23 protein-coding genes and 3 pseudogenes are annotated in these 26,391 nt (G+C 69.7%); 14 read left to right on the plus strand and 12 right to left on the minus strand.

What is annotated here, in order from left to right:
- Positions 1–69 precede the first annotated feature (69 nt).
- The gene (locus AC07DI_RS02000; protein WP_478901541.1) at positions 70–621 is read left to right on the plus strand and encodes a hypothetical protein; all 552 of its coding nucleotides are present in this window, start codon (positions 70–72) and stop codon (positions 619–621) included.
- Positions 622–652: 31 nt separating this feature from the next.
- On the opposite strand, the gene AC07DI_RS02005 is transcribed toward AC07DI_RS02000, so the two are convergent.
- The 5 genes from AC07DI_RS02005 to AC07DI_RS02025 form a co-directional block, all read right to left on the minus strand.
- Positions 653–940 carry an SCO5918 family protein gene (locus tag AC07DI_RS02005; protein WP_478901542.1) on the minus strand — a complete coding sequence of 96 codons (288 nt, stop codon included), beginning with the start codon at positions 938–940 and terminating at the stop codon, positions 653–655.
- A gap of 79 nt (positions 941–1,019) precedes the next feature.
- A complete protein-coding gene (locus tag AC07DI_RS02010; protein ID WP_478901544.1) occupies positions 1,020–2,429 on the minus strand; it encodes a DEAD/DEAH box helicase in 1,410 nt (469 codons plus the stop codon).
- A gap of 235 nt (positions 2,430–2,664) precedes the next feature.
- Positions 2,665–2,868 (minus strand): cold-shock protein, encoded by a 204-nt coding sequence (locus AC07DI_RS02015; protein ID WP_030788646.1) that lies wholly within the window; start codon positions 2,866–2,868, stop codon positions 2,665–2,667.
- Between the two features lie 317 nt (positions 2,869–3,185).
- Positions 3,186–3,464, minus strand: a complete 279-nt coding sequence (locus AC07DI_RS02020; RefSeq protein ID WP_384261648.1) for a MerR family transcriptional regulator — start codon at positions 3,462–3,464, stop codon at positions 3,186–3,188.
- A gap of 184 nt (positions 3,465–3,648) precedes the next feature.
- On the minus strand, positions 3,649–4,512 hold the full coding sequence (locus AC07DI_RS02025) for a trypsin-like serine peptidase (protein ID WP_478901546.1): 864 nt from the start codon (positions 4,510–4,512) through the stop codon (positions 3,649–3,651).
- Between the two features lie 213 nt (positions 4,513–4,725).
- Between AC07DI_RS02025 and AC07DI_RS02030 the strand changes: the two genes are divergently transcribed.
- Both AC07DI_RS02030 and AC07DI_RS02035 read left to right on the plus strand, forming a co-directional pair.
- Positions 4,726–5,937, plus strand: coding sequence for a pyridoxal phosphate-dependent aminotransferase (locus AC07DI_RS02030; protein ID WP_478901548.1), 1,212 nt, complete (start codon positions 4,726–4,728; stop codon positions 5,935–5,937).
- Positions 5,938–6,018: 81 nt separating this feature from the next.
- Positions 6,019–6,429: an SCO4983 family protein gene (locus tag AC07DI_RS02035; RefSeq protein ID WP_384261538.1), complete on the plus strand. Its 411-nt coding sequence runs from the start codon at positions 6,019–6,021 to the stop codon at positions 6,427–6,429.
- Between the two features lie 97 nt (positions 6,430–6,526).
- On the opposite strand, the gene AC07DI_RS02040 is transcribed toward AC07DI_RS02035, so the two are convergent.
- Both AC07DI_RS02040 and AC07DI_RS02045 read right to left on the minus strand, forming a co-directional pair.
- Positions 6,527–8,290, minus strand: a complete 1,764-nt coding sequence (locus AC07DI_RS02040; RefSeq protein WP_478901549.1) for an Ig-like domain repeat protein — start codon at positions 8,288–8,290, stop codon at positions 6,527–6,529.
- Positions 8,291–8,480: 190 nt separating this feature from the next.
- Positions 8,481–10,325: a phosphoenolpyruvate carboxykinase (GTP) gene (locus tag AC07DI_RS02045; RefSeq protein WP_384263888.1), complete on the minus strand. Its 1,845-nt coding sequence runs from the start codon at positions 10,323–10,325 to the stop codon at positions 8,481–8,483.
- Between the two features lie 306 nt (positions 10,326–10,631).
- Here AC07DI_RS02045 and trhA point away from each other — a divergent pair, with 306 nt between their 5' ends.
- From trhA to AC07DI_RS02060, 3 genes are read left to right on the plus strand one after another with little or no spacing between them, the layout of a single operon-like run.
- A complete protein-coding gene (gene trhA / locus AC07DI_RS02050; RefSeq protein ID WP_478901551.1) occupies positions 10,632–11,348 on the plus strand; it encodes a PAQR family membrane homeostasis protein TrhA in 717 nt (238 codons plus the stop codon).
- Positions 11,349–11,405: 57 nt separating this feature from the next.
- Positions 11,406–12,098, plus strand: coding sequence for a TetR/AcrR family transcriptional regulator (locus AC07DI_RS02055; RefSeq protein WP_478901553.1), 693 nt, complete (start codon positions 11,406–11,408; stop codon positions 12,096–12,098).
- Positions 12,099–12,128: 30 nt separating this feature from the next.
- Positions 12,129–12,893, plus strand: a complete 765-nt coding sequence (locus AC07DI_RS02060) for a Mut7-C RNAse domain-containing protein (protein WP_478901554.1) — start codon at positions 12,129–12,131, stop codon at positions 12,891–12,893.
- Positions 12,894–12,907: 14 nt separating this feature from the next.
- Here the strand turns inward: AC07DI_RS02060 and AC07DI_RS02065 are convergent, their stop codons facing one another.
- Positions 12,908–13,369 (minus strand): nuclear transport factor 2 family protein, encoded by a 462-nt coding sequence (locus AC07DI_RS02065; protein WP_478901556.1) that lies wholly within the window; start codon positions 13,367–13,369, stop codon positions 12,908–12,910.
- A 122-nt stretch (positions 13,370–13,491) separates the two neighbouring features.
- The gene (locus AC07DI_RS02070) at positions 13,492–15,531 is read right to left on the minus strand and encodes a thioredoxin domain-containing protein (RefSeq protein WP_478901558.1); all 2,040 of its coding nucleotides are present in this window, start codon (positions 15,529–15,531) and stop codon (positions 13,492–13,494) included.
- Between the two features lie 197 nt (positions 15,532–15,728).
- Here AC07DI_RS02070 and AC07DI_RS02075 point away from each other — a divergent pair, with 197 nt between their 5' ends.
- The 6 genes from AC07DI_RS02075 (at position 15,729) to AC07DI_RS02100 (ending at position 22,879) form a co-directional block, all read left to right on the plus strand.
- The gene (locus AC07DI_RS02075; RefSeq protein WP_478901560.1) at positions 15,729–16,295 is read left to right on the plus strand and encodes a Uma2 family endonuclease; all 567 of its coding nucleotides are present in this window, start codon (positions 15,729–15,731) and stop codon (positions 16,293–16,295) included.
- A gap of 235 nt (positions 16,296–16,530) precedes the next feature.
- A complete protein-coding gene (locus tag AC07DI_RS02080; RefSeq protein WP_384260004.1) occupies positions 16,531–17,979 on the plus strand; it encodes a restriction system modified-DNA reader domain-containing protein in 1,449 nt (482 codons plus the stop codon).
- Between the two features lie 445 nt (positions 17,980–18,424).
- Entirely contained in the window at positions 18,425–19,168 is a 744-nt protein-coding gene (locus AC07DI_RS02085) for an NUDIX hydrolase (protein WP_478901561.1), read from the plus strand.
- Positions 19,169–20,332: a 5'-methylthioadenosine/S-adenosylhomocysteine nucleosidase family protein gene (locus AC07DI_RS02090; RefSeq protein ID WP_307537068.1), complete on the plus strand. Its 1,164-nt coding sequence runs from the start codon at positions 19,169–19,171 to the stop codon at positions 20,330–20,332.
- A complete protein-coding gene (locus AC07DI_RS02095; protein WP_478901562.1) occupies positions 20,329–22,320 on the plus strand; it encodes a hypothetical protein in 1,992 nt (663 codons plus the stop codon). The genes AC07DI_RS02090 and AC07DI_RS02095 overlap by 4 nt, the downstream gene beginning before the upstream one ends.
- 25 nt (positions 22,321–22,345) lie before the next feature.
- Positions 22,346–22,879, plus strand: coding sequence for a hypothetical protein (locus AC07DI_RS02100; protein ID WP_478901564.1), 534 nt, complete (start codon positions 22,346–22,348; stop codon positions 22,877–22,879).
- 179 nt (positions 22,880–23,058) lie between these two features.
- Here the strand turns inward: AC07DI_RS02100 and AC07DI_RS02105 are convergent, their stop codons facing one another.
- Positions 23,059–24,681: a CBS domain-containing protein gene (locus AC07DI_RS02105; RefSeq protein WP_478901565.1), complete on the minus strand. Its 1,623-nt coding sequence runs from the start codon at positions 24,679–24,681 to the stop codon at positions 23,059–23,061.
- Between the two features lie 342 nt (positions 24,682–25,023).
- Here AC07DI_RS02105 and AC07DI_RS02110 point away from each other — a divergent pair.
- Both AC07DI_RS02110 and AC07DI_RS02115 read left to right on the plus strand, forming a co-directional pair.
- Positions 25,024–25,266: pseudogene (locus AC07DI_RS02110) on the plus strand (hypothetical protein).
- A pseudogene (locus AC07DI_RS02115) lies at positions 25,194–25,524 on the plus strand (DNA-binding protein). The pseudogenes AC07DI_RS02110 and AC07DI_RS02115 overlap by 73 nt, the downstream one beginning before the upstream one ends.
- Positions 25,525–25,557: 33 nt before the next feature.
- On the opposite strand, the pseudogene AC07DI_RS02120 reads toward AC07DI_RS02115, so the two are convergent.
- Together AC07DI_RS02120 and AC07DI_RS02125 are read right to left on the minus strand one after the other, a co-directional pair.
- Positions 25,558–25,698, minus strand: a pseudogene (locus tag AC07DI_RS02120) (DUF255 domain-containing protein); the annotation flags it as partial.
- Positions 25,685–26,299 (minus strand): GyrI-like domain-containing protein, encoded by a 615-nt coding sequence (locus tag AC07DI_RS02125; RefSeq protein WP_478901566.1) that lies wholly within the window; start codon positions 26,297–26,299, stop codon positions 25,685–25,687. The gene AC07DI_RS02125 and the pseudogene AC07DI_RS02120, both read right to left, overlap by 14 nt.
- Positions 26,300–26,391 lie beyond the last annotated feature (92 nt).

The following is a 26,391-nucleotide window of genomic DNA, read 5'->3' on the forward strand; positions in this document are numbered from 1 at the left end:
GAGCCTTGTTCACTTTATTCTTCCGCACCTCTGTTCCGCGGCGGCCGGGGCGGCCTACAGTGGCGCGCCATGCGGACGACGTTGGACGCGTTGCGGGCCCGGACGGATGCCACGGCCGTGGTCGCCGGCGTCTGCCTGCTGCTCGTCCTGGCACACGGCAGCGCGACGCTGCTGACCGCGTTCACGGCGCGGGCGGGTCTCTCGGTCGTGCCGAGCGCGCTCGGCGTGCCGTTCGCGCTGCCGGGGCTGCGGATGACGCCGCTGGGCGCGACGGACTGGTCCTGGCAGCTCTGCGAGGACTTCGCTGCGCTGCTCCTGATCGCCACGGCCGCCGCGCGGATGCGCCGCCATCTGCGCCTACGCCCCGGCGCGGGGACGGGCCGCCGCCTGCTCGCGGGCTGGACGGCGCTGATCGCGGGCGCGGCCCTCGCGGGCGTGTGGCGCGGCCTGGTCGCGGCCCGGATGGTCGAGGCAGGGCCCTGGGGCTGGCTGCTCCTGCCGCTGACCGGCGCGCTGTCCGGCGCGCTGTGGGGGCTGGCCCTCGGCTGGCTGCCGGGGGCCTCGGCGCTCGTGGCGGGACGACCGCCCCGCGCGGCGCCGCGGGCCCCCGACGCGTACTAGACGGTCGTACCAGCTGTACTAGACGGTCGTCCTAGACGACGGAGGTCGGCCAGGGCGCCGGGGCGGGCTCGGGCGCCACCGGCGCGGGAGCGGTGCGGCAGGTGAAGCCGAGGCCGGTCAGCGCCCTGGTCACCTCGCGCGCCGAGAAGTCACGGCGGTCCTGGCGCGTGATCAGCTCGCCGACCTGCTTGACCGGGTAGGTGCGGCGGCCGACGATCACGGACTCGCCCGTGACGGGTTCGGGCTTGACGCCCTTCATGACCTGCTCGACGTCACTCTTGAACAGGTCGAAGGGGAAGCGGGCGATGACACAGCGCATGGTGCCTCACAGGGAAGAGGGTCGGTGGACGGACGGACGCCGGGGCGGGAAGCCCGCCGGGCCCGGCTCGGAGCCTGCGTCAGGCCGCGCTGTCGCTGCGCGAGCGGGCGGCGTAGGCGCGGCGCGCGCGGCCGTCGCGCGGACGGCGGCCCCGGGCGGAGGATCCGCCGCGACGGGAGTCGTCCTTCGGCGGCGCCGGGATGGTGACCGGGATGCCCGAGGGCGCCTTCGCACCGGTGATACGCGTCAACTCGGCCTCGCCCGAGCGGACCTGCGCGGTGTGCGGCCGGATGCCCGCGGCGATCATCAGCCGGTTCATGTCACGTCGCTGCGCGGACGTGACCAGGGTGACGACGCTGCCGGAACCGCCGGCCCGCGCGGTGCGGCCGCCGCGGTGCAGGTAGTCCTTGTGGTCGGCGGGCGGGTCCACATTGACGACGAGGTCGAGGTCGTCGACATGGATGCCGCGCGCCGCGACGTTCGTGGCGACGAGCGCCGTGACCTGCCCGGACTTGAACTGGGCGAGCGTCCGGGTGCGCTGCGGCTGGGACTTGCCGCCGTGCAGGGCCGCCGCGCGCACGCCGCTGCTCAGCAGGTGCGTGGTGAGCCGGTCGACCGCGTGCTTGGTGTCCAGGAAAAGGATCACCCGGCCGTCGCGGGCGGCGATCTCGGTGGTGGCGGCGTACTTGTCGGCGCCGTGGACATGCAGCACGTGGTGCTCCATCGTCGTGACCGCGCCGGCCGAGGGGTCGACCGAGTGGACGACGGGGTCGCTGAGGTAGCGGCGGACCAGGAGGTCGACGTTGCGGTCCAGGGTGGCCGAGAACAGCATCCGCTGCCCGCCGGGCCGCACCTGGTCGAGCAACTCGGTGACCTGGGGAAGGAAGCCCATGTCGGCCATCTGGTCGGCCTCGTCGAGCACGGTGACGGCGACCTGGTCCAGGTGGCAGTCGCGGCGCTCGATGAGGTCCTTGAGCCGTCCCGGTGTCGCGACGACGACTTCGGCGCCGGTGCGCAGGGCGCCGGCCTGCCGTCCGATCGACATGCCGCCGACCACGGTGGCCATACGCAGCCGCAGCGACCTGGCGTACGGGGTGAGCGCGTCCGTCACCTGCTGGGCGAGCTCGCGGGTGGGGACGAGGATCAGTGCGAGCGGGCGGCGCGGTTCGGCGCGCTGTCCGGCGGTGCGGGCGAGCACCGCGAGGCCGAAGGCGAGGGTCTTGCCGGATCCGGTGCGTCCCCGGCCGAGCACGTCGCGGCCCGCGAGGGAGTTGGGCAGCGTGGCCGCCTGGATCGGGAAGGGGGCGGTGACACCGAGCCCGGTGAGGGTCTTCACGACCCCGTCCGGCAGCCCGAGCGCCGCGAAGTCCTCGACGGGCGGGAGGGCCGGGGTGACGGTGACCGGCAGTGCGAACTCTCCCTGGAGCGCGGCGGGGCGGCGGCCCGTGCTCCTGGGACGTCGGCTGTTCGTGCGCGTTGAACGGTTCAAGGAGAACCTTCCTCGATGCGGCGCGTATCGAGGAATTCTGACCGGCACCGACCGGTGCCGAGAATCGCAGGAACGGCCGGGGAAAATGAAACATATTCCCGGTGGACGCGAAAGTATTCCGAATCCGTCCGGTGAAAATCAGGGAAACGCGGAACGCCTTCCCCGGAAACGCAACGAGCTGGGGCCCGCACCCAAGGTGCGGGCCCCAGCTACGAAGTACGCGTGAGCGTCAGCGTCAGGCGGGAACGATGTTCTCGGCCTGCGGGCCCTTCTGGCCCTGCGTGACGTCGAAGGTCACCTTCTGGCCCTCCTGCAGCTCGCGGAAGCCCTGGGTGGCGATGTTCGAGTAGTGAGCGAAGACGTCGGCGCCGCCGCCCTCCTGCTCGATGAAGCCGAAGCCCTTTTCAGCGTTGAACCACTTCACGGTGCCAGTAGCCATGTCATATCTCCTTCGGGGCAGAGCCCGGGAGCCCGCACTGTGCGGACTCCGCGTCGCCGCGATGATTACCCCGTCCGGAAATGACCGGCAATACAAAGTGCCCCCGTCGGCACCTAACGCCGACCGGAGCACTTGGAGTCTCTGGGAACCACAACTGCAACTGAAATCGACAGTAGCACGCCCTCGCCGTCGGCGCGCGTTTTTCCATATCGCGTCGTCGACCCGCGAATACCCCGCCGCTCGCACCACCCGAAATCCTGCTTTTGCCGTCACAGATATACGGAGGCAGAGGGCGCAGCGTTTCGCGCCCGGCTGCCTCAGGGCGTCGCCGTGCCGTCCGTGCCGGGGTCGCGGCGCAGCTCCTCGTTGAGGCGGAGCGCCTCGTCGAGCTGGTCCTCCAGGATCACGATGCGGCAGGCCGCGTCGACCGGTGTGCCCTGGTCCACGAGTTCCCTGGCACGTGCGGCGATGCGCAGCTGATAGCGGGAGTAGCGGCGGTGGCCGCCCTCGGAGCGCAGCGGGGTGATCAGCCGGGCTTCGCCGACCGCGCGGAGGAAGGCCGGCGTGGCGCCGATCAGCTCGGCGGCCCGGCCCATGGTGTAGGCGGGGTAGTCGTCGTCATCGAGCCGCTCGGGGCCGTGCGAGGAGGTCACCGGGGGAACGCTACCAACGGTGTATGCGCATGTCTGCTTCGGCCGGGGCAGATATCGGCCGGGGCGGACGCCCGGCCGGGGGCACCAGGGGTGCGGTCCCGGCCGGGGCCCGAAGGGCTGCGTACCGCTACGGCTGCTTCATCCCGGCCGGCTTGGGCAGCCCACAGCCCGCGCGGCTCAGGTCGATCTTGCTGCCCGCGCCGACGCACGGCACGATCCAGTAGGTCTCCTGCGCGTAGTTGATGCCCTTGCGGACGGTGACCTTGCCGTTCTCGTCGACCTCGCACGGGTTGTTGTCCGTGCACCGCTCGCCGTCCTCGTTGCCGGTGTTGTTGACGGCGACGACCTTGCCGGTCGCGTCGTCGATCACCGGGGAGCCCGAGGTACCGCCGATCGTCTGGCAGGCGGGGGTGTAGCGGACCGAGTCCTTCCAGGTCCAGCTCCCCTCCTTCAGGCGGTACGCGAAGCCGTCGATGCTGCACTTGTACAGCTTCTTCCAGTAGCCGGACGCGACGGTGATCGCCCGCCCCTGCTGGGGCCGCGCCGCGTTCAGCTCCAGCGCCTTGATCCCGTACCTGCTCTCGATGTCGCTGTAGGTGCTGGTCAGCTGGTAGAGCGACACGTCGGTGTCCGTCATCGTGCCGTACGCCACCTTGCTCGCCCGGACCGTCCCCGCGTTGCCGCCGGAGGCGTTGAGCAGGGTGAAGCTGCGGGACGACGGCTTGTTGAGGACGACCTGGCCGGGCGCCGGGAAGCCGCTCTCCAGGCAGTGGCCGTTGGACAGGACGAGCGCGGGGTCGCCGGGCTTGGAGTCGGGCACGCGGACCACGGAGCCGGAGCAGTTGCTGAGCGCCACCGTCCCCGCGAAGTTGACGGCCTTGACCTTGGCCTGCGGCTTCGCCGGCCCTTCGTGACCGACTGCCGACGCGGGTACCGCCGCCGCCCCGAGGAGCAGGGCGGCGGTGCACGCACCGACGAGAGGCTTCTTCATGTGGGGGTCCCCTCTGATGACTGTGTGACCGAAGTTCTCACGGTTTTGTCATGCGCATTGTTGGGGTCCCCGGCCGCCGGGACAAGACCACAAACGGACACAACCGACCGCTGACAGAACATCCCCTCCCCCGGCGCCCCCCTCGCCCCCTGCGCCCCTCTTGTGTCCGAAAACACGGGGCGGCCCGTCCGACCCGGCCGTAAGCTCGCGGACATGCAGGTCATCCAGTCGACGAAGCTCTCCAACGTCTGTTACGAGATCCGGGGCCCGGTGCTCGAGGAGGCGACGCGGCTGGAATCGGCCGGTCACCGCATCCTCAAGCTCAACACCGGCAACCCCGCCGCCTTCGGCTTCGAGTGCCCGCCCGAGATCCTCGAGGACGTCCTGCGCAATGTCGGCACCGCGCACGGCTACGGCGACGCGAAGGGCCTCCTCGCCGCCCGCCGCGCGGTCGTCATGCACAACCAGACCTTGGGCATCGAGACCGACGTCGAGCACGTCTTCATCGGCAACGGCGTCTCCGAGCTCATCGTGATGGCCATGCAGGGCCTGCTCGACGACGGCGACGAGGTCCTCGTACCGGCCCCTGACTACCCGCTGTGGACGGCTGCGGTCTCGCTCTCCGGCGGCACCGCCGTGCACTACCGCTGCGACGAGCAGGCCGACTGGATGCCGGACCTCGCCGACATCGAGCGCAAGGTCACCGACCGCACCAAGGCGCTCGTGATCATCAATCCGAACAACCCGACCGGCGCCGTCTACAGCGACGAGATGCTGCGCGGCCTGACCGACATCGCGCGCCGCCACAACCTCCTGGTCTGCTCGGACGAGATCTACGACAAGATCCTCTACGACGGCGTGACGCACACGCCGACCGCCGCCATCGCCCCCGACCTGCTCACCCTCACCTTCAACGGCATGTCGAAGGCGTACCGGGTGGCGGGCTACCGCGTCGGCTGGATGGCGATCTCGGGTCCGAAGGCGCACGCCTCCTCGTACATCGAGGGCCTGACGATCCTCGCCAACATGCGCCTCTGCGCGAACATGCCGGGCCAGCACGGTGTCGTCGCGGCGCTCGGTGGGCGGCAGACGATCAACGACCTGGTGCTGCCGGGCGGACGGCTCATCGAGCAGCGCGACACCGCGTACGACCTGCTGACCCAGATCCCCGGCGTGAGCTGCGTGAAGCCGAAGGGGTCGCTCTACCTCTTCCCGCGGCTCGATCCGAAGGTCTTCAAGATCAAGGACGACCGGCAGATGGTCCTCGACCTGCTGCGCGCCGAGAAGATCATGGTCGTGCACGGCACAGGCTTCAACTGGCCGGAACCCGATCACTTCCGTGTCGTGACGCTGCCGACGGCGACCGATCTCGCGGAGGCGGTCACGCGTATCGGGAACTTCCTCGACGGCTACAGCCAGCCGTGACGACCCGCTATTGGCCCGGACTCAACTTTAGACAGAATCTAAGCTAGGATGGCTTTCAAGCAACCGTCTGGAGGCCATCCCATGTACGAGCCGATCCGCACCAAGTCGGTCCACACGGTGGCCGACGACGCCGGCTACCCGCACCGCTCCCGCGAGGAGGAGCTGGACATCCAGCTCGCCGGGCACCTCGCGGCGCTCCTCGCCGTCACCGACGAGCTGCGCGCGCTCGCCCCGTCCGCGGAACTGGACGGCGCCGCCGAGCAGTTGGCGTACCAGGTGGCCCGGCTGCGCGGTGGCGCGCGCCCGCCGCGGTCCTCCGTGGCGGCCGCCATCCACGAACCCCATGTGTCCGCCCTGCACCAGCGCGCGCACGCCCTCGCGGGCCGCGCCCTGGTCGTCGCGGCCTCCCGCGCCGACACCGCGGCGGCGATCCTCGCCGCGGAGCGCATGGACGCCCACGCGGACGCCGCGCGCCTGGTCGGCGCCTCCTGAACGGCCCCGGTCCGCGGCCGAGGAGGCCGCGGACCGGGCGCCACCAACGGCGACGTCACTGGGGGTGGGCGCCGCCGTCGGTGCTCTTCGGTGCTTCTCAGCCGGTGATCTTCACCGTGGCCGACGCGGTCGAGCCCTCGTGCAGGGCGTCGCCCTCGTAGCTCACCGCGTACACCGTCCGGCCCTTCTTGCCGGGCAGGTCCTTGACCTTGAAGGTGCCGTCGGCCGCGACCCGCGCCGCCGTGAGCTCGCCCGTCGCGCCGAGCCTGTCGGTGCGCGTCACCTTCAGCTCGATCCCGGCCGGCAGCGCGCGCCCCTGCCCGGTGAGCCTGCCGGTGATCTCGACGCCACCCGCGCGGGTCGCATCGGCGGGCGCGCTCAGCTCGATCGCCGTCGGCGCCTTGCCCACGTCCACCGTGACCGTGACGTCCTCGGCGGGCCGGTGCGTCACGTCGCCGAGGAAGCGCAGCGTGTACGCCGCCTCGCCCAGCCGGTCCGGCACGTCGGGCACGGTGAAGCTGCCGTCGGCCGCGACCTTGGCTGTCGCCACCTCCTGCGTGCCGTCGGCGTCCTTGCGGACGGCGGCGACCCGTACGGGCTCCGCGGGGGCGGGTCCGTCCAGTTCGAGGCGGCCGCGGATGCCGAGCGGTTCGCCGACGACGGGCTTCGCGGGCGTCGTGGTGAGCGCGCCGGTGAAGCGGGAGTCGTACTGCGCGGCGGGCGGCTTGATGATGTGCAGCCAGTGGCCGCTGCCGCCGTCCGAGGTCACCGCGAAGAGTCGCGAGCCGTCCTTGGCCCATTCGAGCCCCTGCGGCACGACCCGTGTCCCGTCGAGTTCGCTCTCGAAGGCGAACTCCGTCGGCGTGCCGCCGTCCTTCGGGTCGGCGGACTGGATCAGCAGGTCCGCCGTGCTGCCGGCGGCGACCGCGCCCCGTGCCACGTACTTTCCGTCGCCGCTGAACGCCACCGCCGACGCCTTGGCGCCCGCGGGCAGCGGCTGGTAGCCGACCGGGGCGTCGGAGAGATCACCGGCGTCGAGCAGCCGGGTGCCGTACGCGGCGTCCGCCACGGCTATCCGCTTGCCGTCGGCGCTCTGGGCGATGTCCTTCAGGTCGAGCGCGCCCTTGCCCTGCGCGTCGGCGAACCGCCGCGAGGGGCCCCGGACCAGGGTCTCGCCACTCGCGTCGAACGTGGTGACGAACGGGTCGGCCGTGGCGCCCGCGCCCGCCTGCCCCACCACGAGCCGGTCGGGCGCCCCGGGCCCGGCCGCGAGCCGCAGCCGCCCCTGGCTGCTCCAGCCGGTGCTGACCGAGGACGTGCCGCCGACCCCGTAGAGCAGGGCGAGGTTGTCGGGCCGGTCGCAGTAGGAGGAACCGGAGTACGGCGTCTCCGTGAACCACGTCCTGCCGCCCGCGACGGCCAGCTCACGGCCACAGGTGACGTCGTAGGGCGTGCTCGCGGCGCCGGTCCTGGCCTGCGTCGCGGTGTCGAACGTCAGGATGCGGTTGGACTGCGACACGTGCAGGGTCGCGCCGTCCGCACTGAGCGCCATGCCGGAAGCGGGCTGGTCGGTGGCGAGCGAACCGACGCGCTGGCCCTGGAAGTTGTAGACCCGGACCGCGCTCGCGCCGGTGTCGCTCTTGTTCCCGTCGGTGACGTAGACGCGCTCGTGCGCGTCGTCGACCACCATCGCCCCGAACGACGCGATGGGCAGCTTCGCCACCTCGTCGGACGGTGTCGCGGCGGACGCGGCGGGCGCCCCGAGGGCGACCAGTCCCGCCGAGCCGAGCGACACCGCGAGTGCGGCGCCCGTCACCCGTCTTAAGCGCTGGTGCTTCTGGGCCTTCTGGTTCTTCTTCAACTCGTCCCCCCGCAGGCTCTCTTGACGGCCCGCGCCGTGCGGCGGGCCCCCGTGTGGGGCCTATGAAACATGTGGGGGGCATGTGAAGGCAAGGTACACAGGGTGCATATGTACGCGGGCGGGCCCTGCGCGTATACGCGGGCGGGCCCCACACGCCGTTGTGCGGGGCCCATCCGGAATGCGCGGGCCGTCAGCCCAGGCGCTGCACCAGCGCGCGGTACTCGTCCCACAGCTCCTTGGGCGTGTGGTCGCCGAAGGTGTTGAGGTGCTCGGGGATCAGCGAGGCCTCCTCGCGCCAGACCTCCTTGTCGACCGTGAGCAGGAACTCCAGGTCGTCCTTGGCCAGGTCGAGGCCCTCGGTGTCCAGCGAGTCGGCCGTCGGCAGGATGCCGATGGGGGTCTCGACGCCGTCGGCCTTGCCGTCGAGGCGGTCCACGATCCACTTCAGGACGCGGGAGTTCTCACCGAAGCCGGGCCACACGAACTTGCCGTCCGCGTTCTTCCGGAACCAGTTCACGTAGTAGATCTTCGGGAGTTTCGACTGGTCGGGCTTGTCCGCGCCGACCTTGACCCAGTGGGCCATGTAGTCGCCCATGTTGTAGCCGCAGAACGGCAGCATCGCGAACGGGTCGCGGCGCAGCTCGCCGACCTTGCCCTCGGCCGCGGCGGTCTTCTCGCTCGCCACGTTCGCGCCGAGGAAGACGCCGTGCTGCCAGTTGAAGGACTCCGTCACCAGCGGCACCGCGCTGGCGCGCCGGCCGCCGAAGAGGATCGCCGAGATCGGCACGCCCTTGGGGTCCTCCCACTCGGGCGCGATGATCGGGCACTGCGAGGCGGGCGTGGTGAAGCGGGCGTTGGGGTGGGCCGCGGGGACGCCTGACTCAGGGGTCCAGTCGTTGCCTTTCCAGTCCGTGAGGTGGGCGGGAGTCTCCTCCGTCATGCCCTCCCACCAGACGTCGTTGTCGTCGGTGAGCGCGACGTTCGTGAAGACCGAGTTGCCCCACAGGGTCTTCATGGCGTTGGCGTTGGTGTGCTCGCCGGTGCCGGGCGCGACGCCGAAGAAGCCCGCCTCGGGGTTGATCGCGTAGAGGCGGCCGTCCTCGCCGAAGCGCATCCAGGCGATGTCGTCACCGATGGTCTCGACGGTCCAGCCGCGGACGGTCGGCTCCAGCATGGCGAGGTTGGTCTTGCCGCAGGCGCTCGGGAAGGCGGCGGCGACGTACTTGCTCTCGCCCTTCGGGGGCGTGAGCTTGAGGATGAGCATGTGCTCGGCCAGCCAGCCCTCGTCGCGCGCCATGACGGAGGCGATGCGCAGGGCGTAGCACTTCTTGCCCAGCAGGGCGTTGCCGCCGTAGCCCGAGCCGTACGACCAGATCTCGCGGTCCTCGGGGAAGTGCGAGATGTACTTGGTGGAGTTGCAGGGCCACGGCACGTCGGCCTCGCCCTCGGCCAGCGGGGCGCCGAGCGTGTGGACGGCCCGTACGAAGAAGCCGTCCTCGCCGAGCTCGTCCAGGACCGCCTGGCCCATCCGGGTCATGGTGCGCATGGAGACGGCGACGTACGCCGAGTCGGTGATCTCGACGCCGATCGCGGACAGCGGCGAGCCGAGGGGGCCCATGCAGAAGGGCACGACGTACATGGTCCGGCCGCGCATGGAGCCGCGGAAGACGCCCTGCTCGCCCGCGAAGATCTCCCGCATCTCGGCGGGGGCCTTCCAGTGGTTGGTCGGGCCCGCGTCCTCCTCCTTCTCGGAGCAGATGAAGGTGCGGTCCTCGACGCGCGCGACGTCGGTGGGGTCGGAGGCCGCGTAGTACGAGTTCGGGCGCTTCACCGGGTCGAGCTTCTTGAAGGTGCCCTTGGCGACGAGCTCCTCGCACAGGCGCTCGTACTCCGCCTCGGATCCGTCGCACCAGACGACGCGGTCGGGCTGCGTCAGTCCGGCGATCTCGTTGACCCAGGAGACGAGCTCCTGGTGGTTGGTCGGGGCAGTGCCCAGGGGCTCTGCGAGAAGGGGAGCCGCGATGTCGCGCGCCACGATTGCTCCTATTCGAGGGGTTTTTGGGATGTATGCCCCGTGGGGGCTGCGACCCGGACGCTTCACGTGTACGAACTTTGGCGCTCATCCGGTGCCGACCGCACTCATTTGATCATCCGACGCGTTCGCGCATCTGTCCAGAGGGCTTCACACTTGAGCGGAGTGAGCATCGCCACTTGTACGGGTACGCGTGCGACGGCACTGATCCGCCCTTTGCATTCCCTTTGTCGTACGGACCTGACCGTTTGCCGTGCGAATACATCCGCCTGATGTGCGACTTACGGTCCCGTCGGTACGATTCCGCTCATGACCGCGTCTACACCGGAAGCGAACTCGCAGCCCGCGGGTGAGCCTTCACTCGTTCCGCCCCCGGAAGCCATGCCGCTTCCGGCGAAGCCGAAGATGCGCGGCTGGCTGCACGCCGGCATGTTCCCCGCGGTGGTGGTCGCCGGCCTGGTGCTCACCGCGCTCGCGGACTCCCCGCGCGGCCGGCTCGCCTGCGGCATCTTCGCCCTGAGCTCCTGCCTGCTGTTCGGCGTGAGCGCGCTGTACCACCGGGGAAACTGGGGACCCAGAGCCGACCGCGTCCTGCGCAGGCTCGACCACTCCAACATCTTCCTGATCATCGCGGGCACGTACACCCCGCTGACGATGCTGCTGCTCCCCGGGTCGAAGGGACAGTGGCTGCTCTGGGGCATCTGGGGAGCCGCCGCGGCCGGTATCGCCTTCCGCGTCTTCTGGGTCGGCGCCCCGCGCTGGCTCTACACGCCGTGCTACATCGCGATGGGCTGGGCCGCCGTCTTCTTCCTGCCGGACTTCATGCGGACGGGCGGCATCGCGGTGCTCGTCCTGGTCGTCGTCGGCGGCCTGCTCTACAGCGCGGGCGGCGTGATCTACGGCATCAAGCGCCCCAACCCCTCCCCCCGCTTCTTCGGCTTCCACGAGGTCTTCCACTCACTGACGCTGGCGGCCTTCGTCGTGCACTACGTCGGCATCTCCCTGGTGGCGTACCAGCACGGCTGACCCGGCTCCCCCTGCTTCATCGGTGGCCGCGGCGGTGGATGCCCGACAATGAGGCTCATGACGGCCGCACGCATCCCCACCGCCGAGACCTCGGCGACCGCCTCCGGGGCCGCCCCCGGGGCCGCCTCCCGGCCCGGGCTCCGCGAGCGGAAGAAGCTCAAGACCCGGCTCGCCATCCGGGACGCGACGTACCGGCTGATCCGGGAGCAGGGGTACGAGACGACGACGGTCGAGCAGATCGCGGATGCCGCGGAGGTCTCCCCCTCCACCGTCTTCCGCTACTTCCCGACCAAGGAGGACATCGTCCTCACCGACGAGTTCGACCCGCTCCTGGAGGGCGAGCTGCGGGAGCGGCCCGCCGACGAGCCGATCCTGGAGTCCCTGCGGCATGTGCTGCGGCGGGCGGTGGGAGTCGGCTTCGCGGAGGACCCTGAGGTCTCACGGCTGCGCACGAAGCTGATGACCGAGGTGCCTGCCGTGCGCTCGCGGATGATGGAGAGCATGTCCGTCACCGGCGCCGTCCTCTGCCGCGTCATCGCGGAGCGCACCGGCCGCGACCCCGGCGACCTGGAGGTGCGGACCTTCTCCATGGCGCTGATCGGCGCGCTCACCGAGACCGCGGCGTACTGGGCGGAGCACGACCACAAGGACGACCTGCCCGCGCTCGTGGACCGGACGATGGACATGCTGGCCGCCGGCTTCGGGGGGACGGAAGGCGCCCGCTTCGGGGGCACGGAAAATCCCCGGTGACCCGCCGTCCGTCCATGCCATCCTGACGGCATGAACGGTCCGGAGATCCTCGTCAGTTTCGCCCCCGAGCTGGGGATTTTCGTCCCGCAGGGGCGAAGGGGCGGCCCCACCCCGGCGGTCACGGACGGCGCGTCCACGCTCGGGCACGTCGTCGAGTCGCTCGGCGTCCCGCTCACCGAGGTCGGCGCGCTCGTGGTGGACGGGCGCGAGGTCGCCGCCGGACACGTCCCCGCGGCGGGCGAGACCGTCGACGTGCGTGCCGTGCCCCGCCCCCAGCGCGTCCCCGGCGCCCCGCTCCGCTTCCTCCTCGACGTCCACCTCGGCACGCTGGCCCGGCGCCTGCGGCTGCTCGGCGTCGACACGGCGTACGAGAGCACGGACATCGGTGACCCGGCCCTCGCCGCCCGCTCGGCGGCCGAGCGCCGCGTGCTGCTGAGCCGCGACCGGGGCCTGCTGCGGCGCCGCGAGCTGTGGGCCGGGGCGTACGTCTACAGCGACCGCCCCGACGACCAACTCCGCGACGTCCTCGGCCGTTTCGCCCCCGCCCTGCGCCCCTGGACCCGCTGCAGCGCCTGCAACGGCACCCTCCGCCCGGCCACGAAGGAAGAGGTCGCCGACCGCCTGGAGGGCGGCACCCGCGGCACGTACGACGTCTTCGCCCAGTGCGGGAGCTGCGCCCGCGTGTTCTGGCGGGGCGCCCATCACGACCGGCTCGACGAGATCGTGGAGCGGGCGGTGGCGGAGTTCGGGGAGTCGGGAACCGGGTGCGGGGTGCGGGGTGCCGGGTGCCGGTGAGGAGCTGACGAGCCTCACCGTTCTTGCGCGGCGTCGCCCCTGCCCGCCTCGAACGCCTGCGCCACCGCCAGGCTGTCCTCGTAGACGTGGTGGCGGGTGACGAGGCCGCCCTCCACCGTGAGGTGCAGGGCGAACCGCGCACGATAGGGGCGCCCGGTGGACCGGGCCGTCCGGCGGATCTCACCGAGCACCACCGCGTCGGCGCCGTCCACGAGAATGCGCTCGACCTCGGTCGCCGCCTGCTCCGGCACATGGTGCTCGGCGAGCTCGCGGAAGTGCGCGGCCGCGTCGGCCCGGGTGGAGCGGTGCCGGATCCACGGCGTGGCCGCCCTGCCGTGCTCGGACTCCGGCCAGTCCAGCTTCCAGTCACCCCGCTCGGCGTACAGCTCGGCGATGCGCTCGGGGTCGCCCTCACCGATCCGGCGCAGCAGTTCCTCTATGACGGCGCGGGTGGAGTGTGCTGCGGCGGTGGACATGGCTGGCATGGCTGGCCTCTCGGTCCCGGCCCGCGTCCGGTCGGCGCGGGAAGACCGTCAGTCTCTCCGGCACCGGCCGGGCGGGGCGATTACCTCCCGGGTAATCGCCCCGCCCGCCCGCGTCACGTCACCGGGCGCGCCGCCGGGGAAAGCAACCCCGCGAGCTCCCCCGCATCCGTCGTCGGCACGTCGCAGACGAAGTCGCGGCAGACGTAGGCCGTGGGGCGGGAGTCGGTCAGGGGGCGGTCGGCGAGGAGGGGGAGTTCGTCGCTGCCGGGCGGGCCCGCGGCGACCACCGCTCCCGGCGCCGTGCCGAGCAGGGCCGTGCGGTGCAGGTCGCCGAGGATGTCGCCGACGACCGCGACCTCGCGGGGGCCGTCCAGGGCCGCCTCCGCCACCGCGAGACCATGGCCGATGAAGCGCGGGACGCGGGGGCCGAGCGCCTTGACGATGCCGAGGGCGCGCTCGGCCGCCGTGCGGTGCGGGGCGGCACCCGTGTGGGCCGCGTACGTGAGGAGCGCGCCCGCGGCCGCCGTCCACCCGGAGGGCGTCGCGTTGTCCGTGGGGTCCTGCGGGCGGCGGATCAGCTGCTCCGCGTCGGCCGCCGTGTCGTACAGCGCCCCGCTCTCCACGTCCACGAACTGCGCGAGGACGTGGTCGAGGAGGAAGCCGGCGAACTCCAGCCACACCCCTTCCCCGGTCACCGAGGCCAGCGCGAGGAAGCCCTCGGCGACGTCGGCGTAGTCCTCCAGGACGCCCGCGTTGGCACCCGCGACGCCGTCCTTGGAGGTGCGGGCGAGCCGGGCGCGGTCGTCCATGTGCAGACGTACGAGGAGGTCGCCCGCGCCCACCGCGGCCGCGATCAGGTCCGGCCGGTCGAAGTACGCGCCGACCTCGGCGAGCGCGGCGATCGCGAGGCCGTTCCACCCGGCGACCACCTTGTCGTCACGCCCCGGCGCGGGCCGCCCGGCGCGCGCCGCGAGGAGCCGCTCCCGGACGGAGTCGAGCCGCGAGGCGTCCGCCAACGGGCCTCCCGCCCGAGGGAGTCGGAGCACCGAGGCGCCCTTTTCGAAGGTGCCCTCCTCCGTCACGCCGAAGCAGGTCATGGCCAGCTCGGCGTCGGCCTCCCCCAGCACCTCCCGCAGCTCCCGCGGCGTCCATACGTAGTACGCGCCCTCGACGTGCTCACCCGTCGCCGGGTCCTCGCTGTCGGCGTCGAGCGCGGAGGCGAACCCACCCTCGTTCGTGCGCAGTTCACGGACCATGAACTCCGCGGTCTCCAGGGCGACGCGGCGCGCGAGGTTGGAGCCGGTGGCCCGCCAGAGGTGGGCGTAGACGCGGCACAGCAGGGCGTTGTCGTACAGCATCTTCTCGAAGTGCGGGACGATCCACTCGCGGTCGACGGAGTAGCGCGCGAAGCCGCCGCCGAGCTGGTCGTAGATGCCACCGCGGGCCATCCGCTCGCAGGTGTCGGCGGCCATCTGGAGGGCGCCCTCGGCGCCCGTGCGGGCGTAGTGCCGCAGCAGGAACTCGATCACCATGGACGGCGGGAACTTGGGCGCGCCGCCGAAGCCGCCGTGCGCCTGGTCGTAGTCGCGGGTCAGGCCGAGCAGCGCCTGGGCCAGCTCGTCCTCGCCGGGCTTCTCGCCGGAGCCGTGGGTGAGCTGCCGCTCGCCGAGCTCCGCCACGATCTTGCCCGCGACCTCGGCGACCTCGCCGCGCCGGTCCGTCCACGCGCGGTGCACGCCGTCGAGGACCTGCGTGAAGGACGGCATGCCGTGCCGGGGCTCCGGCGGGAAGTACGTACCGAAGTAGAAGGGCTCGGCGTCGGCGGTGAGGAAGACGGTCATGGGCCAGCCGCCCTGCCCCGTCGCGGCCTGCACGGCCTCCATGTACACGGCGTCGACGTCGGGCCGCTCCTCGCGGTCGACCTTGATGTTCACGAACTTCTCGTTCATGAGCGCGGCCGTCGCCTCGTCCTCGAACGACTCGTGCGCCATGACGTGACACCAGTGGCACGCGGAGTAGCCGACCGAGAGCAGAACGGGCACGTCGCGCCGCCGCGCCTCCTCGAAGGCCTCCGGCGACCACGGCCACCAGTCGACCGGATTGTCCGCGTGCTGAAGCAGATAAGGCGAGGTCACACCAGCCAGCCGGTTCATACGACCCAGCCTCTCATAGCGCCTGTCGCGACCGGTGAAACCCTGACGAGCCCGCCCCACTTGGCCGAATTGCACCTGCGCGCCATCACGTGGCGGGCGACTCCGTCCACTGCCGCGTCGGGCGGCCCGGCACCTCGGAACAGTAGGCTGGGCGCAGTGACGCTGGACCTGCCGAGGCTCCTCGAAGGAGGTACACCATGACCGCCGAGATGGTGCCGCCCGCGTGGATGCATTCGCAGATCAGCGCGGAGCAGTACGACTCCTGGTCCGAGGAGCAGTGCGCCGGCATCGAGATCGTGGACGGGATGGTCGTCGTGAGCCCGAGCGCCTCCAAGCGCCACAACCGGCCGGCCCGGATCCTGGCCAACGCCCTGGACGCCGCCGCGGGCCCGGACTGGAACGCCGACACGGACTTCGACGTCCGCTTGCAGGACGTTCCGCTCACCAACCGCCGTCCGGACGTCACCGTCTACCGGGCAGAGACCATCGACTTCACGCCCACCCGCCCCGAGCACGTGCTCCTGGTCGTCGAGGTCGTGTCGCCCGGCTCGGAGACCACTGACCGGATCGTGAAGGTGGACCAGTACGCCAAGGCCGGTATCCCCTTCTACTGGCGGGTCGAGCAGGTCGCCACCGGTGTCCCGATCGTCTACACCTACGTTCTCGATGCCGCCACCAGGGCTTACAGGGACGGCGAGATGTTCATCGGCACGGTGAAGGCCACGGCGCCTTTCTCCATCACGGTCGATCTTGGGGACATATAGAGAACGGAAAAGTCGTCCAGATGCCGGGCCGACCTCCACCGCTCCGGAGCGGGCTCCGCGGCAGCGGGCGGCACAGGGGGCCTTCCTCGCGACCCATGGGTACGCGACCTGGACGGTGCACATGCCGCCAAGGACAGGCCACACCCGGCGAAGCAATCGTCTGAATCCGCACCGATGACTGACACGGCTCTGCGATGATCACAGCGTTCCAAGGCAGGCCGACCGGGAGAAACCTGTGACCGATGACGCGGCAGACGGCAGTGCGGACGAGTCACTGGGGCGAGCCTCCTACCTGATCGAAGGGCGGCGAGTACTGGTTTCCGACCTCGTCCGCGCCGGTCTGCTGAGCCCGGGGGCGCGCCTCACTTTCCGGCAGCGGCGGTTCGGGCAGGAGCACCGAGCACAGGTATCCGCGGACGGCAGAATCGAATTGAGTGACGGCCAGCGGTTCAGATCCCCCTCGGCGGCCGCAGCTGCCGCCACCGGGCGAGGCCCATATGACGGGTGGACCGCCTGGGCACTGGACGACGGCACCCTGCTGGACCAGGTGAGGCAAAGTCTCCTGGACACGGCGGCGGAGCTGCCGCCTTCCGGCGACATTGCGGCGGAAGACTCCGCCGTCCGGCACACGCGGCTGAAGGAGGCCCGGAGGCAGGCGGACGCCAAGGCCCCGGTCACACTCACCGTCCGCGATCTGCTGGGCTGGTGGGGGGCATCCCGGCGCGGCTACTTGGTCACCGAGCGGGTAGCCGCCGAGCTGGCCAACCACGGCCTGTCCACAGTGCCGGACTTCGCAGCCGTGGGGATTGACGACCGGGTCACCCTGACCGGCACCTCCGGGGACACCGAGGACGAGGAGGAGACGACCGAGCAGGGGCCGGTGGCGGGGCAGGAGGAACCGGGGGAATCCGACAGCCCAAGGCTCGCTGCCCCTTCCGGCAACGAGGAGGACAAGGGGGAACCGATCCAAGGTCAGACGGTCGGCAACCTGCCCTCAGCACTCAAGGGGGTTGTGTCGGTGTCCTCCTCAGCGAGCTTCGAGGAGGTGTTCACCAAAATGCGGCTCAACGGGTACTCGCAACTGCCGGTACTGAGCGGACCCCGGAATCTGCGAGGCGCCGTCACCTGGGAATCCATCGCCCGAGCGCGCTACGCGAACTCCGAGGCTCCCTTCTCCGATGCCATCGTCGCCGCTCACGCGGTCAGCTATGCCGACCACCTGATCGACGTCCTGCCCGAACTGGAGCGGTTCGGCTTCCTCCTGGTCAAGGACCAGACGAATCAGATCGCCGGCATCATCACCATCGCTGACGTGGCCGCAGAATACGGCGCCACCGCCCGGCCGTTCCTGCTCATCGGCGACCTCGACCGGCACCTGCGCCGTGTCATCTCGGAAGGTCTGGACCTCGCAGAGGTGGTCGCGCTCTGCGATCCGGACGGACGCCGGAAGCTCGCCGCCTTCGATCAGCTGTCCTATGGGGATTACCACCAGGTCTTGGGCAATCAGCTGCAGTGGGACAAGCTGGGCTGGCCGTTGGACCGCAAGTCCTTCATTGCCCGCCTCGACGAGCTCCGCGAAATCCGCAACGAGCTGATGCATTTCAACGACAAGGACAAGGTCGGTGACTCGGCGATACCGATGCTCCGCAACATGATCGAACTTCTGCGCGAGCACGGCGGTTGAGGCGAGGCGGCCACCCAGGTCCGGCCAGCCGATCTCCCGGCAGGGCCCCCGCAGGCAACCGCAGAACAGCTCACCATGGACGGGCTCGGCAAGATCGCGACGGTCCACGAGGAGCAACGCCGCGCGCCCGCACTCAGGGTTCCGACCCCTGTCGTCGCCCTGACCTCCGACCCTGACGACTGGTCGAAGCCCCGCGGGAACCGCGTGATCATCAAAGAGGTACGAGCACCGCTGACCACTGGGTTCGCACGTTGCCTGTCACGAGAAGCTTCTCAAGCGGTCGGCGCGACCGGCGAAACCCTCACGAGCCCGCCCCGCTCGGCCGAACCGCACTTGTGGGCCATCACGTGATGGGCGGCTCCATCCCCTCCGAAACTGCGCGTCGACTCCCCCCCCCCACCTCCCTTCTTGTGTAAGTGACAGTAACTGAAGTAGCGTGCACGGCATGCCAGTTGCCGCATGGTCACCACCTCCTGTCCTGCTGACGGTCGATCTCGTGATCCTGACGCTGCGGGAGAATCGTCTGCACGTCCTCCTGGTGGAGCGGGGCGAAGATCCCTTCCAGGGCATGCTCGCGCTGCCCGGAGGATTCCTGAGCCACGAGGGCGAGGAGATCCTGGACGCCGCCCACCGCGAACTGAGTGAGGAAACGGCCCTGACCTCCGGTTGCGTGCACCTGGAACAGCTGGGCGTGTACGGAAGCTCGGGCCGTGACCCGCGGGGCCGAGTCGTCTCCGTGGCTCACCTGGCGATCGCACCGGGGCTGCCCGACCCTGTCGCGGGGACGGATGCCGCCGACGCCGCGTGGGTCCCCGCGGAAGCCGTCCTGTCCGGCGAGGCCGCCCTTGCCTTCGACCACCGGCGCATCGCCGCGGACGGGATCGAACGCGCGCGCACCAAGATTGAGTTCTCGGCACTGGCCACCGCGTTCTGCGGAGAGAGCTTCACCATCGCGGAGCTGCAGCAGGTGTACGAGGCCGTCTGGGGAACCGCGCTCGACACCCGCAATTTCTATCGGAAGGTCCAAGCCGCGAAGGGATTCATCGTGCCCGCCGGCACGGACCGCAGGACCACGGGAGGGCGGCCCGCACGGTTGTACCGGGCCGGTCCGAACACCGTGCTGTTTCCACCGCTGATCCGACCCGCGCCGGCTGCGACGGAAGAGAACGCGAAAGGGGAAGAGGAGTAGATGCCGAAAGCCCCGGTGGTGATCCTCACCGCCCTCAATCTGGAATATCAGTCTGTGCGCCAACGGCTGACGGATCTTCAGGTGCATCGCCACGAGCGCGGTACCCGGTTCGAAACGGGCACCGTACGGGGCACATCGTGCCGTGTCGCGCTCGGACTGACGAACAAGGGGAACCATTCCGCCGCGGTGATCGCAGAACGCGCGATCCAGGAGTTCTCGCCGGTTGCCGTGCTGTTCGTCGGAGTCGCCGGCGCCTTGTGGGACGCCACCAGGCTGGGTGACGTTGTGGTGGCGTCACATGTGTACGCCTACCACGGCGGGACCAGCGAGGACGACGGGCTCAAAGCCCGTCCCCGCGCGTGGGAAGCGCCGCACGGCATCAGCCAGCTCGCCTCGCACCTGGCCCGTTCGGACGACTGGGCGGACCCCGCACCCGGGCACGAGGACGGACCGCAGGTGCGTTTCGGGGCGATCGCCGCCGGTGAGATCGTCCAGAATTCGAGGATCTCGGCCGAGGCCAAGTGGATCCGACAGCACTACAACGACGCGCTCGCCATCGAGATGGAGGCGGCCGGTGTGGCCCAGGCCGGCCATCTCAGCGGTGCGCCGGTGGCCATCGTCCGGGGGATCAGCGACCGGGCGGACGGCACGAAGAACAGTTCGGAGGACCGCAACTGGCAACCGCGGGCCGCGGCGAACGCGTCGGCGTTCGCCATCCGGTTGGCAGTGGAGCTGGTGGGCGAGCAGGAGGAGGCCGCAATGCCCGAGGACGACAGGGCCCGTTCGGCCGACCGGTTCGACCGGCGCGTGAGTAACACCGTCCACAACAGCACCGTCGGCATTATGGCCGACTCGGTCACGGGCAGCAGTGTCCACATGAACGCGGCCTCGAAGGCATCCGGCCCGACGGACCTGGTCACGGAACTGAACGGTTTCCGCGAACAGCTGGGGCGGCACCGCACCGAGGGCGCCCTCGACGAGGACAGCTACCGGGAGGCCCTGACCGATCTGGACTCCGCTCTCCGGTCGGCCGGGGAGCGCACCCCTGGATCGTCGAAGCGGACGGTCATGACGCTCAAGAGGCTGCGCGGACTGGTCGCGGAGTGCCCCGCACTGGTGGCCACGCTGGCTCCCCTTGTTGCCGCGGCCGGTGATCTGGCATGAGCCCCGACGACGATGCCGCATACAGCTCGGCCGCGTACAACTCCACCATCGGGATCCAGGCCGAGACCGTGCACGACTCCAACGTCTACATCGTCAACCCGGACGCCTCGCCGCAGGAGAAGTACCGGGTCGGCGTACAGCTCCTGGAGGACGGCGTCCCCAGCCGAGCCCGAGAAATGATCACCGATGCGATCGTCCGCGGCTACGACGGCACGGAGGTGCGCTTCCACTGGGTGCTCGCCATGCTCAGCGCTCGCACCCACCACGACCTGAGCGCCGAAGAGGTCCAGCGGCTGCGCTACACCTCCAGGCTCGTACGGACCTACCCCGAGGACGGGTGGAAGGAAGCCCTGCGCGTCACTTTCGACCTGTTGGCGGTACTCAGCACCACCGGCAGCGAGACCGGCCCCGTACTCAAGCAGCTCCAGGACCTGCCGCGCCGCCAGCACGACGCGATCCTCCGCCACCTCGACCTCATGCTCACCGGAGGGCTGAAGGACGACCTGTGGGCGGACACCCTCGGACGGGCCAGGGCAGAACGCTTCAGCAACGACCGGAGCCGGCGGGTCTGGGCCTACTTCGCACCCACCCCCATCGGGGCGCGGGCCGCTCCGCCCCGACCGAGCACCGCTGCCGCCGCAAAGGCGGCCCTCCCCGTCCGGGCGGTCCTGTTCGTCGTCAGCAGTGCGTTCCTCTGGGCCTTGGCTCTGGTCGCGGATCCAACCCGGGCGATCGTCGAGTTACCGGTGGCGCTCGGCGCGGGCCTGACCGCGGCCCGCTTCGGCGTCCGGTGGTGGGGCCGGTCCAGGCCGGGCTTCGTGGCCGGGGCCCTCGTGCCGGACCCGCACGATCCCGCCTCCGCCTCCACGTCCACCGAGAGCGGGTTCACCAAGGGCGTCCGCCATTCGTTCGATCACTACTTCAGTGTTCGCAGGCCCCACGGCTTCACCTCGGACGCCTGGCTCGCCCACACGGTTCAGATCCGCGGCAGTCTCGCCGCCGAGATCGCGGACCTCTACCGGGAGAGCCGGATCGGCGTGGAGCGGGTCGACTGGCTGATCCGGTACCTCGCCGAGGACGCCCGGAATCGCTACAACACCGGCACCTTGTTCGATCAGTACCGCCAGGCCCAGACTCCGGTCAGGACGAAGGCCCTGACCGTGGCGGCCCTCGCTCTTCTCGGCGCGGCGGCTCTGTCCGCGTTCGGCACGGCGGTCTCCGGTGCCGGGCAACCGCGGGTGCTGTGGGCGTTCCTTGCCATGCTCGGTGCGGCCTGGTCCGGGCACGCGACCGCTTCCCGATGGCTGGAGGTCCGGCGTGAAGAGCACCGGCTGGTCCGGGAGACCCGGGAGTACCAGGAACAACTGACCGCCCGACAGATCACCTACCACCGGTGGAAGTCGTTCCTGGACGAAACGCGTCCCAGCGAACTGGAGATGGAGACCTGGCTCACCTGCGACAAGACGTCGTTCGTCGATGAGGCACTCCGGTACCACCGGCTCACCTGGCGCGACCTGATCACCCACACCATCCTGGTGGCCCCCGCTCCTTCCTACAAACGGGGCCGGGTGCGAGGCGGCCCATGGCGGTACTCGCACTACGTCTTCCGCCTGTTCCTGTTCACCCAGGACGGCATCCGCGAGATCAGCTCCGAGTTCAACTTCTCCGACGCAACGCGCAGGAACGAGCAGCGGAGCAACTACCGGTTCGACGCGCTGACCTCCGTGCAGGTGACGGAGAACGCCGACATCGGCTACGACCTGGAGCTCCTCCTCGCCAACGGACCGGCCAGGAAGATCCGCGTCAAGGACGCCGACGCCCATCAACTGGCACCGACCGAGAATGCCCGGGAGATCTCCGAGATCAACCTCAGCGCGGCCGGCTCCACCCACACCTTCCGTCTCCTGGAGGGGATAGCGGCGGACGGGAAGAGCTGGATCGAACGGCACGGCCCCGACAGCCTGGCGCCCTTCCAGGTGGCCGGCTGATCCTGGACTCAGCAGAGGAGCGCCTGTGACCTCCACGGATGACGTCACCGAGAGCCAAATCCTGCTGGCCGAGTATGACCGGCTCAAGGAGGAACAGAAGACCCGCATAGGGTTCCGCGACAACTTGCTCTACTTCACGCTCGCCGCCGCCACTGCGGTCGTGGCCATCACCGTCCAGAGCGGACGGTCCCGACTGCTGCTCTGCGTCCCCGCGATCTGTCTGATCCTGGGCTGGACCTACCTGGTCAACGACGAGAAGATCTCGGTGATCGGCTACTACGTCCGCGACCGGCTGGGCCCCCGCCTGGGGGAACTCACCTCGGCCCAAGGTGCACTGTTCGAGTGGGAGGTCTACCACCGCAACGTTGCGGGCCGCACCGTGCGCAAGCGGCTTCAGACTGCGGTGGACCTCTTCACGTACCTGGTCCTGCCCATGGTCTGTACGACCGCGTTCTGGTGCTCTCCCGTCGTTCAGCCCCTGCTCGTGCTCGCTTCTGTCGGGCAGACGCTGGCCCTGGCCGTACTGGGCTGGCAGTTCCTGCGCCGTACGGAGCGGTAGCACCGGGCCTCGCCAGGCACACGTATGACACCTTTGGCCGCAGGGGCGAGTCGCACTCCATGTTCCGGTGTCACCCGTTTCCACTGCTAAAAGTCGACACGGGAGAATGACTGCATCAACATCGTCGGTATCCCGGAACAGCAGCCCCGGAGTGCGGCAGCGCTGGATCTGCCGTGCCCTCAGGCTTGCGGCTGAACGGTCTTGAGCATCTGCAGAGCGACTTGGATCTCCTTGACCGCGTTGATGCGGTCATCGTCACTGGTGTGGAAGTGCATGGTCTCGTTACGGATTTTTCGAACCCGGTCCATACGGTCGGCGAAGCTCTGTTGCGGGAACTGCCAACCTGTGGCCTGCCATACATCATCCCGTTTGAGCAATGCGATGTAGTCGGAGAAGTTCATGCCCTGATGGGCGAGCTTGACGATTTTTGTGGGATCGCCGGGGAGGCCATACTCACCACGAGTCTCCTTCACCTGCATCAGAGCCTTCCTGAGCGCTCGGCGCAGGCGGAGTTCCAGCTCTTGGATAAGGGCGTAGGGGCGCAGTTCCTGCTCGAACCTGTGGACCAAGTCGTGACCGGTCACGATCCCAGAGAGGCTACCGTCGGGATTTATCACGAAAACGCAGCCGTGGTCGGCCACGTCGGCCAGGCAGTCCACCATGGGCTCGTCGGTACGGATAGACCGAACCTTCAGCACAGCAGCGTCTCTGACCAGCGCGGTGGCAGGGCGGTTGGTCGCACCGATTTCCCGCCAGGTGACGGAGCCACACAAGTGACCGTCGTCGTCGAGGACCGGGAGCTGGTCGTACGCGTTCTCGGACAGAAGCTCCACCGCTCGGCTGAGCGGGTCGGTGAGCCTGACGGTCTTCAGCTCACTGCGTGCCGAGGACAGCCTCCCCACAGTCACCAGCACAGGCGCCGGACGAGCTGACTCTTCGTCATCGTCGCCACTCTCACCCTCCACGGCTCCGACAGCGGTCAGGCCGATGTCGCCAGTGTCCGGGGAGCCCGCCTCCTCCTTGACCAGAAGATCCTCCGCGGATTCATCTCCTTCCTCGGGCTCGAGCTCCAGGTTGACGGTCTCTTCGCCCAACGATTGCCGTTTTGCTTCCGGAGCCAAGCCGATGGGGACGACGCGGACGACGTGATCGATCGACGGGACCTCGGTGAGAGGAGGGACAACTGCGAGACCGAGCTCGTCCAGATCCCGGCGAATGGTGGCCGTCGCCTTGCCCGAGCGACTCACGAAGTCCCAGATGCTGAGCAGGTCGCGTACGGTCAGTTTCACCGGCATGCCAGACGGGGCTTCGGCGACCTTGGCGGCCAACTCGGCAGGTCCCTCCAGCAACCGCAGGTCAGCCGGGGCGTCAGGATTTCCCGGATCGGAGTTACCCGCCGCAAGCAGGGTGAGACGATTCACGGCATCGAAGCGGCGCAGCTGGCTCACTGTAAGCAGAGAGCCAAGCGTCGCACGCAGGTCGGCGCGAAGCTCCGCGCGCGGTACGTCGGTGCGCTTCCAGGTGACAGGGCGCACGTGCTGGAGTCCCGGAGTAGCCTCTGCATCGAACTGGTAGTCACCCGTAAGGTGTCCAATGGCGATGTCACCCGCCTTGCGTGGCAGGACGATCAGATCCCCAGGCGACATGGCGGCGCGAAAACGCCACAGTTGCCCGCGCCAGTTCCCGAGGACGCGTGGGTTCTCACGGGGGTACGCCTTGGCGAGCTCGGCTTTGAGGTCTTCCGGCGTCATGCAGCTCGTGAGGTCACCGACCTCGGGCCAGCCGGCGATCGTCAAGCCCATGGAAATGCAGACGTCCTCCCGGTCACCGTCCGCTCCGGCCCGTACCATCCAGGCTCGTACAGCACCCACGTCGTCCCCCAGAACCTGTCGTGCCGAATTGAAGTGCGATTCGTCGAGCCTAGCCCGGAGCTCACGACCGTAAAACGGAGGTCACCACCTCGACTCACAACAGTTGCATACATGCGTCTCGCACTCTGTGTGTCCTCAGATCGCTTCTCATGCCCTGGCGACGCGCTCCGGCCGCTTGTGCGAAAACCAGTGAGTGACGCACCTCGGACGCTCCTCGTCGCAAGAAATGTGGTTCGGCGAAGCCCCGGAACCACCGAGAACATGTCCGTGTCCATGCCCGCCGAGCTGGTCACCGAGCTCCGCTCTTGAACCGGTCGTCGCGGACTGTCCACCTACATCTCGGAAGCCGTCAGGCACCAGCTCGCCATGGACAGGTTCGCCGAGATCGTCGCGGCCCACGAGGAAGAGCACGGCGCGCTCACGGAGCAGGAGATCGAAACCGCTTGTCGCGAGCTGTTCGGGGACGAAAACGCCAGGGATGCCGAGCGGCGCGCCGCGTCCTCGTCTCGGCGCTGACCATCGTCGAAGCCGCGCATGGGAAGACCGATCTGGTGTGCTTGAAGTGGGTGCTCTCTCAGCTGCGGGTGGAACCGGTCAACCAGGAGGGCTCGCTTTCCGCAGTGACGCTGCTTCGGGACGCAGGGGGCTCCATGGGCACAACTACGCGATCGCCGCACTCGCGCTCCGTGCCCCAGCCCCGTGATCGTCCTGACTTTTGACCGCGATGAGTGGTCGAAGCCCTGCGGGAACCGCGTGACCACCAGAGAGGTGTGAGCACCGCCGACTACTGGTTTCGCGAGTTCACTGACACCAGTGGCACGCGGAGTACCCGACCGAGAGCAGAACGGGCACGTCGCGCCGCCGCGCCTCCTCGAAGGCCTCCGGCGACGGGGCCCACACGAGCCCTGCCCCGCACGGCCCAGGACAGCAGACGTCAGCCCCCGGCAGGCTCCACGGGCTGGCGCAGGATCGTGCGCAGGCGTGATGGGTCCGTGCGCCGGGCGTCGGAGAGGTAGATCTCGTGGTGGTTGCCGCGGGGCTTGAGGGCTTGTTCCGGCATGAACTCGTCGTGCATGCGGGCGATCGTGGGGCCCTCCTGGTTGTAGGGGCCGGTGTGCAGGACCTGGACCGACTTGCCCTCGTGGAACTCGTCGAGGCGGACGCGGTCGCCTGCGGTCAGGTCCTTCTTGTCGATCGCCCGCTTCCGGCCTTCGGCGAAGAGCTCGCCGGTGATCCAGTCGGGCTGGACGATCATGAGGCGCCACTGCCAGCCGTCCTCGTCGCGTGATGTCGTGAAGGCCTGCAGGTCGTCGGCCCACCACAGTCCTTCGAGCGGGCCGACCGTGTGCTTCTTGCCGAGTTCGTCGATGGCGAGGGCCCGGACGGCGTACGCGGTCGCGTACAGCGCCTGCACGATGTCCCGGTACAGCTGCGAGGTGTTCGGGCTGCCCTCCCCGTCGGCCATGAGGAACCTCATGGCCGGCACGTCGACGACCTCGAACTTCTTCTTCGCGGTGTACAGGCCCCGCAGGTCCTTGTCCTTCTTCACGTCGTAGTTCGGCGTGGCTGAGGTTGATGATGTTGACAGTGTTGATGGCATTGGTCGGCTCAGTCCCGGGAGGCGGCGGCAAGCGGCGGTGA

It is taken from the genome of Streptomyces sp. NPDC044106 (genome assembly GCF_056433985.1).